The organism is Caballeronia sp. AZ10_KS36 (assembly GCF_023631105.1).
Lineage (GTDB): Bacteria > Pseudomonadota > Gammaproteobacteria > Burkholderiales > Burkholderiaceae > Caballeronia.
This window is the reverse complement of sequence record NZ_JALQDQ010000027.1, coordinates 49,386-63,052: the sequence shown is the minus strand read 5'-3', so window position 1 is coordinate 63,052 and position 13,667 is coordinate 49,386. Positions and strand designations below refer to the sequence as shown.

At 63.4% G+C, this 13,667-nt stretch carries 13 protein-coding genes and 1 rRNA gene; 8 read left to right on the top strand and 6 right to left on the bottom strand.

Features of this window, described 5'->3' with window-relative positions; all coding sequences use genetic code 11:
• Positions 1-257: 257 nt before the first annotated feature.
• The 4 genes from rrf to NCR35_RS18350 all read left to right on the top strand — a co-directional run bounded on the left by rrf (position 258) and on the right by NCR35_RS18350 (position 4,129).
• Positions 258-371, top strand: a 5S ribosomal RNA gene (rrf, locus tag NCR35_RS18365).
• A 164-nt stretch (positions 372-535) separates the two neighbouring features.
• Complete coding sequence (locus NCR35_RS18360; protein ID WP_250535549.1) at positions 536-1,183, top strand: SEN1982 family lipoprotein; 648 nt, start codon at positions 536-538, stop codon at positions 1,181-1,183.
• Between the two features lie 47 nt (positions 1,184-1,230).
• Positions 1,231-2,229, top strand: a complete 999-nt coding sequence (locus NCR35_RS18355; RefSeq protein WP_250535553.1) for a LacI family DNA-binding transcriptional regulator — start codon at positions 1,231-1,233, stop codon at positions 2,227-2,229.
• Positions 2,230-2,344: 115 nt separating this feature from the next.
• The gene (locus NCR35_RS18350) at positions 2,345-4,129 is read left to right on the top strand and encodes an IlvD/Edd family dehydratase (protein ID WP_250535548.1); all 1,785 of its coding nucleotides are present in this window, start codon (positions 2,345-2,347) and stop codon (positions 4,127-4,129) included.
• Between the two features lie 9 nt (positions 4,130-4,138).
• On the opposite strand, the gene NCR35_RS18345 is transcribed toward NCR35_RS18350, so the two are convergent.
• Positions 4,139-4,474 (bottom strand): hypothetical protein, encoded by a 336-nt coding sequence (locus NCR35_RS18345; protein ID WP_250535547.1) that lies wholly within the window; start codon positions 4,472-4,474, stop codon positions 4,139-4,141.
• A gap of 391 nt (positions 4,475-4,865) precedes the next feature.
• Between NCR35_RS18345 and NCR35_RS18340 the strand changes: the two genes are divergently transcribed.
• Positions 4,866-5,903, top strand: a complete 1,038-nt coding sequence (locus tag NCR35_RS18340; protein WP_250535546.1) for an MBL fold metallo-hydrolase — start codon at positions 4,866-4,868, stop codon at positions 5,901-5,903.
• 75 nt (positions 5,904-5,978) lie between these two features.
• Here the strand turns inward: NCR35_RS18340 and NCR35_RS18335 are convergent, their stop codons facing one another.
• The 4 genes from NCR35_RS18335 to NCR35_RS18320 form a co-directional block, all read right to left on the bottom strand.
• A complete protein-coding gene (locus tag NCR35_RS18335; protein WP_044042785.1) occupies positions 5,979-6,140 on the bottom strand; it encodes a DUF1328 family protein in 162 nt (53 codons plus the stop codon).
• 224 nt (positions 6,141-6,364) lie between these two features.
• On the bottom strand, positions 6,365-6,535 hold the full coding sequence (locus tag NCR35_RS18330) for a hypothetical protein (protein ID WP_175942283.1): 171 nt from the start codon (positions 6,533-6,535) through the stop codon (positions 6,365-6,367).
• 300 nt (positions 6,536-6,835) lie between these two features.
• Positions 6,836-7,450: a LysE family translocator gene (locus NCR35_RS18325; RefSeq protein WP_175942281.1), complete on the bottom strand. Its 615-nt coding sequence runs from the start codon at positions 7,448-7,450 to the stop codon at positions 6,836-6,838.
• Between the two features lie 105 nt (positions 7,451-7,555).
• Positions 7,556-8,584: an aldo/keto reductase gene (locus tag NCR35_RS18320; protein ID WP_250535545.1), complete on the bottom strand. Its 1,029-nt coding sequence runs from the start codon at positions 8,582-8,584 to the stop codon at positions 7,556-7,558.
• Positions 8,585-8,772: 188 nt separating this feature from the next.
• On the opposite strand from NCR35_RS18320, the gene NCR35_RS18315 reads away from it, so the two are divergent.
• The 3 genes from NCR35_RS18315 (at position 8,773) to NCR35_RS18305 (ending at position 12,594) form a co-directional block, all read left to right on the top strand.
• The gene (locus NCR35_RS18315; protein ID WP_502801697.1) at positions 8,773-11,157 is read left to right on the top strand and encodes a VTT domain-containing protein; all 2,385 of its coding nucleotides are present in this window, start codon (positions 8,773-8,775) and stop codon (positions 11,155-11,157) included.
• The gene (locus tag NCR35_RS18310; protein WP_250535544.1) at positions 11,154-11,912 is read left to right on the top strand and encodes an endonuclease/exonuclease/phosphatase family protein; all 759 of its coding nucleotides are present in this window, start codon (positions 11,154-11,156) and stop codon (positions 11,910-11,912) included. The genes NCR35_RS18315 and NCR35_RS18310 overlap by 4 nt, the downstream gene beginning before the upstream one ends.
• A 214-nt stretch (positions 11,913-12,126) precedes the next feature.
• Positions 12,127-12,594 (top strand): HU family DNA-binding protein, encoded by a 468-nt coding sequence (locus NCR35_RS18305; RefSeq protein WP_244849536.1) that lies wholly within the window; start codon positions 12,127-12,129, stop codon positions 12,592-12,594.
• An 88-nt stretch (positions 12,595-12,682) separates the two neighbouring features.
• On the opposite strand, the gene NCR35_RS18300 is transcribed toward NCR35_RS18305, so the two are convergent.
• Positions 12,683-13,585, bottom strand: a complete 903-nt coding sequence (locus NCR35_RS18300; protein WP_250535543.1) for a LysR family transcriptional regulator — start codon at positions 13,583-13,585, stop codon at positions 12,683-12,685.
• Positions 13,586-13,667: the final 82 nt, after the last annotated feature.

Below are 13,667 nucleotides of genomic sequence, written 5' to 3'. Positions count from 1 at the left end.
GGTGTGTAAGTGCAGTAATGCATTGAGCTAACTGATACTAATTGCCCGTAAGGCTTGATCCTATAACCAGTGTGTCTCGACCAGAGTTAGTGCTTTAGCACTTACTCTGGTCCGACCCCCGTAGGGGGTGATTACACCGCCCCTAAGAGGGCGCCACTGGTCGAGTAACAGCGTGTGCGACAATCGCCACCCCAACACACTACTTCTTCCCCGATTGGTTGTAGCGCCCCCACAGGCGATACAACATCCCCTTTATGCCTGATGACCATAGCGAGTCGGTACCACCCCTTCCCATCCCGAACAGGACCGTGAAACGACTCCACGCCGATGATAGTGCGGATTGCCCGTGTGAAAGTAGGTAATCGTCAGGCTCCCCTTGCCATAAACAAAAACCCCACCCCGAAAGGTGGGGTTTTTGCGTTTGGGGCTGCTGATATAGCAAAAGTCCCGACCCCGACGCTTGCCGGACGCGACATTTCTGTCGGTAGAATGGCATCGGCAGGCGTACCACTACGCCGATATCACCGGAGCGCACATGAGAACGAGCCTGTTGATCGCCGCTGTCAGCGTCGTGCTGTTGGCTGCGGCCTGCGGCAAAAGGAACGATGCGAGCGAGTCCACGTTGGGCGATGCTATTTCCGCTGACATGAAGACTAACCGCGGCCTGCTGTGCCTGAATCGCAGCGGCCGGGGTGCCTTCACATTTCCGTCTACCTATAGCAATCGCGATCTCAACGAATATTCGGCAGCCGCGTTGCGCGAGCAACTGGCGGCGCTGGAAAAGAGCGGCCTGATCGCGCGCACTGCCGCCGCGGCGCCCGCCAACGCCAATGCAAAGCAGGACGGAGTCGCGTACAGCTTGACGGGCGAAGGTCAAAAGTATGCGGTGGAAACCGTGCGTCAGGCGGGCGACCCCAACGCCACAGCGGACTCCCGCGTCTCAATGATCTGCTATGCGCGCGTCAAGCTCGACAAAGTGACCGCGTGGACAGAGCCCGACCCGAACACGCATCGTTCGGATGTCACGTACACGTACAAGCTCGACAACGTCGCGCCCTGGGCCGACGACCGCGACATCAAGCGCGCGTTTTCCGACCTCACCGCCGCCGACCGCGAAGCCGGCGAAACGAAGCTGCACGTTACGCTCGAGCAGCGTCCGGACGGCTGGGTGAGGGTCGATTGAGCAACGTATCTGCTACTGCCGAAGATTTCCCTCGCGTCCCGCCGCGCATGTCGGATGTCGCGCGGCTTGCCGGCGTCTCGAAGATGACGGTGTCCCGCGTGCTGGCGGGTCATAGCGTTGCATCGGCGACGCGTGAACGCGTACAGCAGGCCATCGACGAACTCGGCTACGTGGCCGATGCCGCAGCAGGCGCGCTCTCGTCCGGGCGCTCCGAGTTCGTCGCGGTCATGGTGCCGTCGCTCGCCAGTTCCAACTTCTCCGATACCGTCCGCGGCCTCGCCGCCGCGCTGGAGCCGCACGGTCTGCAATTGTTGATCGGCGACACCGACTATCACCTCGACCGCGAAGAGAGCCTGATCCGCTCGATGCTGCGGCACCAGCCGCGCTGCATCGCGCTGACGGGTGCCCGTCATACGGATGCGACGCGCACGTTGCTGCGCCGCTCAGGCGTGCCTGTCGTCGAGATGTGGGACTTCCCGAGCGACCCCATCGACGCCGCGGTCGGCTTCTCCAACGTCAATGCCGCGCGCGAGATGGTGCGCTATCTCGCCGAGCGGGGCCACGAGCGCATCGGCTTTCTGGGCGGGGCGAGCGAACTCGATCGACGCGGCCTCGACCGGCTCAAGGGCTTTCGCATGGAGATGAAGGCGCTCGGTCTCGACGCCGAGCGTGTCGTGCGTCTCGGCGAATCGCCGATCACGATGAGCCACGGCGGACCCGCCATCGCGTCGCTGCTCGCGGCGTGGCCCGATACGCAGGCCGTGATGTGCGTGAGCGACATGTCGGCCTTTGGCGCGATAATGGAGTGTCACCGGCGTGGGCTCTCGGTTCCCGGCGACATCGCAGTGGCCGGCTTCGGCAACTTCGAGGTCGCGGCATGTTGCACGCCTTCGATCACGACCGTATCCGTCGATGCGTATGGCATCGGCTTGCGCACGGGCGAGGTATTGCTGGCCGCACTCGAAGAACGCGAACAGGGCGCCGTCAAACACGCGAGCAAGCGGGTGCGAATAGCGTATCAGGTGCTGGCGCGAGAGAGCGCCTGAGCCTTAGATGTCGAACGAATGCGTGCTAACATGTTCCGATGTTACCGGTAACTATACCGGCTCGCCCGCGAAAAAACGCGAGAACGCGAGAGCAAACCCCACGGAGAGAGACGCCATGTCCCAACAGACACCCCGCCGCCTGCGCAGTCAGGAATGGTTCGACGACCCTTCGCATGCCGACATGACCGCGCTGTATGTCGAGCGATTCATGAACTACGGTCTCACGCGCGAAGAGTTGCAGTCCGGCCGGCCGATCATCGGCATTGCGCAGACCGGCAGCGACCTTGCGCCGTGCAACCGGCATCACATCGAGCTTGCGGTGCGCACGAAAGCCGGCATCCGCGATGCTGGCGGCATTCCGATGGAATTCCCCGTGCATCCGCTCGCCGAGCAGAGCCGCCGCCCGACCGCCGCGCTGGATCGCAATCTCGCTTATCTCGGTCTCGTCGAGATCATGCATGGCTTCCCGCTCGATGGCGTCGTGCTGACGACCGGTTGCGACAAGACCACGCCCGCATGCCTGATGGCGGCGGCAACGGTCGATATGCCGTCGATCGTGCTCTCCGGCGGCCCGATGCTCGACGGCTGGTACGAAGGCAAGCGCGTCGGCTCCGGCACCGTGATCTGGCATGCGCGCAATCTGCTCGCGGCCGGCGAGATCGATTATGAAGGCTTCATGCGCCTGACGACGGCTTCGTCGCCCTCGATCGGGCACTGCAACACGATGGGCACCGCGCTCTCGATGAACAGCCTTGCCGAAGCGCTCGGCATGTCCTTGCCGACGTGCGCAAGCATTCCCGCCGCATATCGCGAGCGCGGACAAATGGCGTACGCAACGGGCAAGCGCATCGTCGATATGGTGCGCGAGGACATGCGCCCGTCGAAGATCATGACGCGCGATGCGTTCATCAACGCGATCGTCGTGGCGTCCGCGCTCGGCGCGTCGACGAATTGCCCGCCGCATCTGATCGCGATTGCGCGGCACATGGGCATCGAACTGAGTCTGGAAGACTGGCAGCGTTACGGCGAAGAGATTCCGCTCATCGTCAACTGCATGCCCGCGGGCGAATATCTGGGCGAGAGCTTCCATCGCGCGGGCGGCGTGCCTGCGGTGCTGCGTCAACTGGATGCAGCGGGGCTCTTGCGTCGCGATTGCTTGACGGTATCGGGCCGCAAGATCGGTGAGATCGCCGATGAAGCGCCCGTCGCCGATCAGGACGTGATCCGTACCGCCGACGAACCGCTGATGCACGGCGCGGGCTTCATGGTCCTGTCGGGCAACTTTTTCGACAGCGCGATCATGAAGATGTCGGTGGTCGGCGAGGCATTCAGGAAGACCTATCTGAGCGAACCGGGCGCGGAGAACGCGTTCGAAGCCCGCGCGATCGTCTTCGATGGTCCGGAGGACTACCACGCCCGCATCAACGACCCGTCGCTGGAAATCGACGAGCATTGCATTCTCGTGATTCGCGGCTGCGGCACGGTCGGTTATCCGGGCAGCGCGGAAGTGGTCAACATGGCGCCGCCCGCGGAGCTGATCAAGCGAGGCGTCGATTCCCTGCCGTGCATGGGCGATGGCCGGCAAAGCGGCACGTCGGCGAGTCCGTCGATTCTCAACATGTCGCCGGAAGCAGCGGTCGGCGGCGGCCTCGCGCTGTTGCGCACCAACGACCGCATCCGTGTCGATCTGAACGCGCGCTCCGTCAATGTGTTGATCGACGAAGCGGAACTGCAAAGCCGCAGCAAGGACGCGGCGTTTGCCGCGCCGGTCGCGCAAACGCCGTGGCAGGAGCTTTATCGGCAGACCGTGGGTCAGCTATCGACGGGCGGATGTCTCGAGCCCGCGACGCTTTATCTGAAGGTCATCGAAACGCGCGGCAACCCGCGACATTCGCACTGAGCAGCCAGGTCACAGACGCGCGTCGCGCTGGCGCGCGGTCTGTGGCTTAGCCTTGACCTTCGGCATCTTGCCCTTTTCGATGTAGTCCTGCACCGTGTCCGCTGCGTCGTAGTAGTCGCGCTCGTCGAGCCAGTGCCACACGGCCGCGAGAAAGAGCCCGAGCCCTGCGTGTCCGCAATGCGCGATCACGGCGGCGATGCCTTCTGCAAGCGCTTCGTCGCGTCCGGTTTCCGTGAACGCGCTTGCAATATGCGACGCGCTGCGCGAAACCAGCATCGCGTGCATCGGGTGAAGCTGTGGGTTGAACGTGCGTGACGCGAGACTTTTGTATTTGCTGCCGCCCATGGGGCCCCCGTGTGTTGCTGGCGTGCTGCGCGATCCTGCATGCGCGCCGCTGTTGGTTTCTCGCTGTTGGTTTCTTTAGGTTGCTGATCAGCGCCGCAGACATAGGCAAGAACCGGGCCGACGGCGCGCATATTGCTCTTGGGCCTTTGTACGTGGGGCTGGCGTCTACTCGTGTCGTTCGCGGGGACGTCTTGCAAACGGGGCATAGTGTCCCTTTCTACATTCCGTATGAACGAATGTGCAATGCGGAATCTCACCTCAAGATCCCGCCATGCGCTTCCCCTATGCTGCCGCCCGTTTTGTCCAACCATGCGCGCGGATTGCCGTCTGTACGCTCGCGCTCATGACAGGATGCGCGACTGGACGAACCGCTGCGAGCGGCGAAGCGCCCATGACGTCGAGCGAACCGCAACCGCTGTATCACGCAAAGCACACGTCGTCGGGCTTCGAGAACAACTACGGACATCTGCCGCGCGAATCATTCTTGAAGTGGCAGTGGCAACGCTTCACGCAGGGCCTGCCGAAGCCGCCCGCAAACGGTTATCGCTTTCCCTCTGCGCGTCCGGACGTTGCCTTTCTGAAGTCGAACCGCAGTGTCGATACGCTCACGTGGATCGGTCATTCGACTGCACTCGTGCAGATAAACGGCGTCAACGTGCTGACCGACCCTGTGTTCTCGGAGCGTGCATCGCCGTTCACGTTTATCGGGCCGAAGCGCAAGACGCCGCCCGGGCTCGCGCTCGATGAGCTGCCGCATATCGATATCGTGCTGATCTCGCACAATCACTACGACCATCTCGACAAAGCGAGCGTTGCCGCATTGAACCGTCAAGCGGGAGGCCCGCCGCGCTTTCTCGTTCCAATGGGCGTGAAAGCGTGGATGACGAGCGTCGGCATAACGAACGCCGAAGAGCTGGATTGGGGCGATGAAACGCACGCCGTCGGCCTCGATATCTGGTTTGCGCCCGCGCAGCACTGGTCGGCTCGCACGCCGTTCGATCGCGCCGAGACCTTATGGGGCAGTTGGGTGGTCAAGACGCCGCCGACATCGGCGCATCCTTATTCGTTCTTCTTCGCGGGCGACACGGGCTATTCGCCGGACTTTCGCGACATAGGCGCACGCTTCGGCGGCTTCGATCTCGCATTGATTCCCGTCGGCGCATACGACCCGCGCTGGTTCATGCATGCGCAGCACGTCGATCCGGAAGAGGCCGTGCGCATCTTCGAGGACATCCATGCGAAGCGTGCCATCGGCGTTCACTGGGGCACATTTGAGCTTACCGACGAACCCCTCGACGAACCGCCGCGCCGTCTCTCAGAAGCTGTTCGAAAAGCAGGTTTGCCCGCCGATGCTTTCACCGTGCTCATGCATGGACAAACGGTTCGCCTCGAAGCGCCGGTCGCGCAGAAATCCGTAAGCACGCCGTAGCAAAGCGCGATGCAAAAAACGCGCGGGCCATCCGGCCCGCGCGTTCCGTTTGCAACGTATGCGATGAAGCAATCGTCATCGCCTGAACACGCCGAGCAACAGAGTCGCGAGGAAAATCACGATGAAGATGAAGAACAGGATCTTGGCGATTTCCGCCGCGCCCGTTGCGATACCGCCGAAGCCGAAAACGGCCGCGATGATCGCGATGATGAAAAAGATTGCTGCGTAACGGAGCATGAGGCCTCCTACGGGGTTCGGTTGGTAGTTCGATTTGCATGCGGACTGAAACCGTTGCCGCCTTCGCTCATCGGTCGTGCCGCGCTTTTGTTCAGGGTCTGGCGGCACGAAGGGTCAAAGCAACCGCTGTGCCTAAATGGGCGAATGTGTCCGCCGCAGAAACGAAAACGCCGCAATGCCCCGTGCGAACGGGCATTGCGGCGTGGGGCGCGTTGCTCAGCGGGCTAGCGTCCCGGCGTGCGATCGGAGTCGGTTTCCTCGTCGTCTTCGTCGTCATCGTCGACGCGGCTTTGCGCATCCAGCAAGTGGTTCTCCAATTCGTCGCGCTCGATCTGATCGGCGAGGTCGAGGGCTTTGCGCGTGGCGGGACCGGATGGGCGGTTGGCTCCAGACATGGCGTACTCCTTGAACGGATTGCGAGGCCGCGCCATCGAATATGGCGCGAAGAACGAGCAGACCGGCATGCCGCATCGGCTGTGAAGCGGCAGGTCAGGCTGCCTTAAAGGATCGCTTACGGGACGTTGCGCGCGCGATCGTCGTGGCAGTCTGACAGAGAGCGGAAAGAAAAATGCCGTCCCATTCTTGCAAGCGGGACGGCAAGTTTTGCCTGGCCGGCGCGTACGCCGAGTATGCGCCGGTCCTGCGTCGCGGCAAAGCGCTTTATTGCCGCCGTGCCTCGCGCTTCGACACGCGCATCATTCGAAGAAGTGCGCGACGATCGGATACAGCGACAGCACAAGCAACGCGGCCATCGTCAGATTGAAGAGGCGCAACAGTCGCGGATTGGCGAGAAAGCGCCGCAGCGACACGCCGAAGGCCGCCCACGCCGTGATGCACGGCAGACCGATCACGATGAACACGAGCGCCATGAACGCCGCATTCAGCGAAAGACTCGCGTGCAGATGAATGGTGGTCGCGGCAGTCAGCACCATCATCCATGCTTTCGGATTGACCCACTGGAACGCGACGGCTTCGTGAAAGCGCATCGGGCGGCGCTCGCCGTCGCGCGTCTGCACGGACGACGACGTGCCGATCTTCCACGCGAGATACAGCAGGTACGCGACGCTCGCGGTCTCCAGCACCGTATAGAGCCACGGCAGATGGCCGAACGCCTCGGCGAGACCGAAGCCTGCGGCCAGCATCAGGAGCGCCACGCCCGCGCTGATTCCGAGCACATGCGGCACCGTGCGTCTCAAGCCGAAATTCACGCCCGAGGCGAGCAACATCGTGTTGTTGGGGCCGGGCGTGATGCTCATGACGAGCGCGAAAAGCGCGGCAGCGGGGAGGGCGCTGAGCAGAGTAGAGGACATGGCGCAATCCGAATGGAAGGTGGATTGCAGCCAGTGTACGGGCGCGCATCTGTACAGTACCGGTACAGATGCGCATATGGCTTCCGGTACGGCCAGCGCGAGCCGTTACACCGGTGACGGATTACGCTCCGCGAAGCCCTCCTGATGCCAGTACGGATACACCGGGCGCACCTTGCTCGCTTCGTCGAGCCGCTTGACCTGCTCGGCCGTCAGGTTCCAGCCGACCGCGCCGAGGTTCTGCCTGAGCTGTTCCTCGTTGCGCGCGCCGATCAGCACGGTGGCGACCGTCGGACGCTGCAGCAGCCAGTTCAGCGCGATCTGCGGCACCGTCTTGCCTGTTTCAGCGGCGATCGCATCGAGCGCATCGACGACGCGGTACAGATACTCGTCGGGCACGGGCGGCCCCATGTCGGCCGTCTTATGCAGCCGGCTCGATTCGGGCAGCGGCTGTCCGCGCCGGATCTTGCCCGTCAGACGCCCCCAGCCGAGCGGACTCCAGACGACAGCGCCGACGCCCTGATCGAGACCGAGCGGCATGAGTTCCCATTCGTAATCGCGGCCGATCAGCGAGTAATACGTCTGGTTAGCGACATAGCGCGGATAGCCATAACGGTCCGCGACATCGAGCGATTTTTGCAGATGCCAGCCCGAGAAATTGGACACGCCCGTATAGCGGATCTTGCCCGCGCGCACGAGATCGTCGAGCGTGGAAAGCGTCTCTTCCACCGGCGTTTTTGCGTCGAAACCATGCAGCTGGAACAAGTCGATGTAGTCCGTTTGCAGGCGCTTCAATGCATCGTTGACCGCGTTGATGAGATGAAAGCGCGAGGACCCCACGCTGTTGGGATCGTCCGCATCGAAACGAAAGGTGGCTTTGGTGGAGATGAGGACCTTGTCGCGCCGGCCTTTGAGCGCCTCGCCGAGAATGGATTCCGACGAGCCGTGCGAATAGATGTCGGCAGAGTCGAACATGGTGACGCCGGCATCGAGGCAGATGTCGACGAGATGGCGCGCTTCGCTCACGTCGGTCTCGCCCCAGGCCTGAAAGAATTCGCCCTTGCCGCCGAACGTTCCGGTGCCGAAGCTGAGCACCGGAACCTTGAAACCGGAAGCGCCTAAGTGTCGATATTCCATTGCGTGTCCTTGTCGTTGAACGTTGCGTTGAAAGAGGATGCCGTTCACGCGTTGCAGTGAACGTCGATAACGTCGATAACATCGATTGACGAGACTACCGCAAGCGCCGTTCGCGCGCAGCGGCCCCAGTGGTCACTACCCCTCGCGGGCATGCGGCTTGCAAACTGCTGACGCGGGACCTTTTGCACATGCCTTCTACCGGAGAGCATTTGAACGACACATCCACGGGCGTTTCCCGTGCGAACGCCACGACGACCGACGACCTCGGCGCATCCTTCTTCGAGCCCGGACGCAACTGCGCAAGCGTGCGTCATGCGGACCGCTTCAGCCTGCTCATCGACGGGTCGGATTATTTTCGCGTGCTGCGCGAGGCCATCACGCGCGCCGAACGCACCGTGTTCATTCTCGGCTGGGACATCGACAGCCGCATGAAGCTCACGCCCGAAGGCGCGAACGACGGCTATCCCGAAGCGCTCGGCGACTTTCTGCATGCCATCGCGGCGGAGAAGCGCCGGCTGCGCATCTACATCCTCGCGTGGGACTTCGCGATGCTGTACGCATTCGAGCGCGAATGGCTGCCCGTGTACAAGATGGGTTGGCGCACGCATCGGCGCGTCGCGTTCCAGATGGACGGCAAGCATCCGCTCGGCGGCTCGCAGCATCAGAAGATCGTCGTGATCGACGACCGGCTCGCGTTCGTCGGCGGCCTCGACTTGACGCGCTCGCGCTGGGACACGCCCGCGCATGCGCCGGCGGACCCGCATCGGCGCGACGCGAACGGCACCGCGTATCAGCCGTTTCACGATGTCCACTCCATGTTCGATGGCGACGCCGCACGAGAAGTCGGCCTGCTCGCGCGCGAGCGTTGGTCGCGCGCATGCGGCAGACGGCTTGCGATCCGCGCGCATCGCGCGGCGTCGCAAGGCGATCCATGGCCGCCTTCGCGCGCGGTCGATATCGACGATGTGCAGATCGCGCTGTCGCTCACCGAGCCCGCGTATCTCGGACGCCCCGCCGTGCAGCAGATCCGCACGCAATATCTCGATGCCATTGCGCGGGCGCGGCGCAGCATCTATATCGAGAACCAGTACTTCACGTCGGGCTCCATCGGCGCGGCGCTCTCCGATTCGCTCGCGCGCGAGGACGGCCCCGATCTCGCCATCGTGGTGCCGCGCAATCAGAGCGGCTGGCTTCAGGAAGTCACGATGGGCGTGCTGCGCGCGCGCTTGCACGCGCTCCTGAAGCAGGCGGACCGGCACGGCCGCTATCGTCTGTTGTGCCCGACGGTGCCCGATCTCGGCGAGCAGATTGTCAACGTGCACAGCAAGCTGATGATCGTCGATGACGACCTGCTCATCGTCGGCTCGGCGAATCTGAACAATCGCTCGATGGTGCTCGACAGCGAATGCAATGTCTCGATCGATGCGGGCGCCGACGCGCGCATCCGCCGCGCGATCGCGAAGATGCGCGACACGCTGCTCGCCGAGCATCTCGGCTGCGAAGTCGAAGATGTCGTCCGGGAGCGCGAAGCACGCGGCGGCCTGAACGCGGCGATCACGGCTCTTTCGCGCGATCGCGACGAACACCGCACGCTGGTGCCGCTCGATCCCGTGGTATCGCGCGAACTCGATCAGCTCATCCCGCCCGACGCGCTCATCGATCCCGAAACGCCCATTGCCGCCGATGAGCTCGTCGATCAGTTCGTGCCCGCCGAGAAGACGCGACCGCTCATCGGCCGCTTCGCGCTGCTCGGCGTGCTCGCGCTTCTCGCGGTCGGCGTGGCCGCTGCATGGCACTGGACGCCGCTCGGCGAATACGTGAACCTCAAGTCGCTCACCAGTGCGACGCGGCGCATCGACGCGTTGCCGCTCGCGCCGCTATGGATCGTGTTGTGCTTCGCGGCGGCGGCCGTCGTTTCGGTGCCGGTCACGCTGCTCATTGCGACGACCGGCCTCGTGTTCGGCGCGGGATGGGGTTGCGTGTATGCGTTCGCAGGCACCATGGCATCGGCCGCCGTCTCGTATCTGCTGGGGCTGTGGCTCGGACGCGATGCGGTGCGCAAGCTCGCGGGCGCGCGCGTGAACCGGCTTTCCGAACGCGTCGCCAGGCGCGGCATCGTCGCGGTTGTCGTGTTGAGGCTGCTGCCGGTCGCGCCGTTTTCGATCGTGAACATGGTGGCGGGCGCGTCGCATATCCGGATGCGGGACTTTCTCATCGGCACGCTGCTCGGCATGGGACCGGGCATTGTGCTGACGGTCGCGTTCGCGCATCAGCTCATCGCTTCGCTGCGGCATCCGACGGTCGGCTCGTTCGCGGTGCTGATCGGCATCGGCGCGGTGTTGATCGCCGTGTCGCTCCTGCTACAACGCTTTCTGGGCCGCGCCGATCCGAGGGAAGAAGTCGTGCACGAAGGCGCGCCGAGTGACGAAGACAGAGCGCGCGCAAGCGAGGAAGCGGCGCGTGCAAGCGTCCTGCGCGATCGCAACGCGATACCGCGCGATGCGGCGCCGAATGCATCGTCGAATGGATCGTCGAACGCATCGCCCCGCAGCCACGACGAGGTCAGCTCATGACGTTGATGCACGAGGCCGGAATCGATATCGAAAGCGCGACCGCGGTGCGCGCCAGGGAACTGCGCATCGCGACGTACAACGTGCATGGCGCAGTGGGCATCGACGGCAAGTTCGCGCCGGAACGCATCGGCGAAGTGCTCGCCGAGATCGACGCGGATATCTTCGCGCTTCAGGAAGTGCCGCTCGGCGGCCGCAGTTCGCCGAACGTGCTGGACTTGCTGCAACGCATGACGAACCTGCATGCGGTGCCCGGTCCGACGCTCGATACCCCCGAGCGCCGTTATGGCAACGCCGTGCTCACGCGCTTTCCGGTGCAGGCGGTGCGCACGCTCGATCTTTCGTTCGGCAGCCGCGAGCCGCGCGGCGCGCTCGACGCGGACATCGACTGTGGCGGCGAAACATGGCGCGTCGTGGCGACGCATTTGGGACTCGCATCGAGCGAGCGTCGCGCGCAGGTCGAACAGGTGCTTCAGAGCTTCGACACGCCCGCGCTTCCCGTGATCCTGCTCGGCGATCTGAACGAATGGTTCGTCTATGGCCGCACGCTGCGGCGCCTCGTCACGCACTTTCATCGTGCCAGCGCGCTGCGCACCTTTCCGACGCGCTGGCCGCTCTTCGCGCTCGATCGCATCTGGGTGCATCCCGGCGAGCGGCTCATGCGTGTGGACGTGCATCGCACGCGGCTTTCGCGCATCGCATCGGATCACTATCCGCTCATCGCGCATATTGAGAACGCTTCGTCGAACGGCGGCTGATGCGCCAAACAAGCGAAAGCGATTGCATGTGCGATGCATCCATGAGCCATGTACGTGTCAGCAGCAAGCCACGCGCGACACGAAAAGCCCTGAAAAAACGATATAAAAACGCAAAAGACTCGCACGAACGCGTCCGGCATATGTAGAATCCGCGTGATACGCACGCATCGGTGCGGACGTATTCGATATCAACGACCAAACAGGTAGGAGAAACATGCCGACTTCCGCTAAAACCGCTGCTAAGAAAGCCACGGCCAAGAAGGCCACGGCAAAGACCGCCGCACCGGCCAAGAAAGCAGCCACGAAGGTTGCCGCGAAGAAAGTAGCCAGCAAGACGGTTGCCGCCAAGAAGACGCCGGGCACCTTCGCACCGGTCAAGGACACGTTCACGAAGGCATCGCTGGCCGCGCATCTGGCAGACCGCGCCGAAGTGGATGTGAAGGCAGTCAAGGCCGTGCTGGTCGCGCTGGAAGACACCATTCTCGGTTCCGTTCACAAGAAGGGTTCGGGCGAATTCACGCTGTCGGGCCTGTTGAAGATTTCCGCTCAAGCCGTGCCGGCGAAGAAGAAGCGCTTCGGCAAAGACCCGTTCACCGGCGAAGAGCGCTGGTTCCCGGCCAAGCCCGCAAGCGTGCGCATCAAGGCACGTGCGCTGAAGAAGCTGAAGGACGCAGCAGCGTAAGCTCTGCTATCGCGCTCGACGTATCCGTCGGTGCCTGAAGAGGCCAGCTTTCCTCGCGGAAAGCTGGCCTCTTTTGCATTGCGCGGCGTTAGCTCTCGCGTGGGTTGGCTTCGTCGAAGACGGACGCCACCCAATCCACGAAAACCCTGACGCGCGCCGACAATTGACGGCTGTGCGGATAGAGCAGCGACACCGGCATCGGCGGTGGCGGAAACGTAGGCAGCACGCGTTGCAGGCGACCGTCCGCGAGCGCATCGTCGATGTGATAGCGCGGCACTTGCACGATCCCGAGGCCCGCGAGCGCCGCCTGCGTGTAGAGTTCGACGCCCGTCACGGAGATAGCGGATTGCAGCTCGACGGATTCAATGGTCCCGTCGACATCGAATTCCAGCGGCACGGCGCGCCCCGTCGCGCTCGATATGTAGTTGACCGCGCGATGCGATTCGAGCGCGCGCAAGTCATCCGGCGCGCCGTGTCGCGCGAGGTACGCCGGACTCGCCACCGTCACTTGTTCGAGCAGCGCGACGCGTCGCGCGATCATCGACGAATCCTGCAGCGTGCCCGCGCGCAGCACGCAATCGACGCCTTCGCGCACGAGATCAACCAGCCGGTCGTCTTCGCCGACATGCAGTTCGATCTGCGCATGGCGTTCGAGAAACGCGGGCAGCGCCGGCACGATAAAGCGTCGCGCGAGCGTGCCTTGCAGATTCACGCGCAACAGGCCCTTCGGTTCTGCGTGCCGAAAGGAACCTTCCGCTTCTTCCAGATCCTGTATGAGGCGCACGCAGCGCCGGTAATGCGCTTCGCCATCGGGCGTCAGGCGCACGGTGCGCGTCGTGCGTTCGAGCAGACGCGCGCCGAGGCGTTCTTCGAGACGCTTCATCAGATTCGTGACGGTGGCGCGCGGCATCTGCAAATCGTCGGCGGCTTGCGTGAAGCTGTGGCGCTCCGCAATGCGCACGAACACCTGCATCTCCTGAAAGCGATCCATGTTTCCGGGCCTTTTTGTTCTGCGTTGAATTGTTGAAGCAACTGGAATGATGATACTAAGCCGCGCCCGATGATCGCTCATG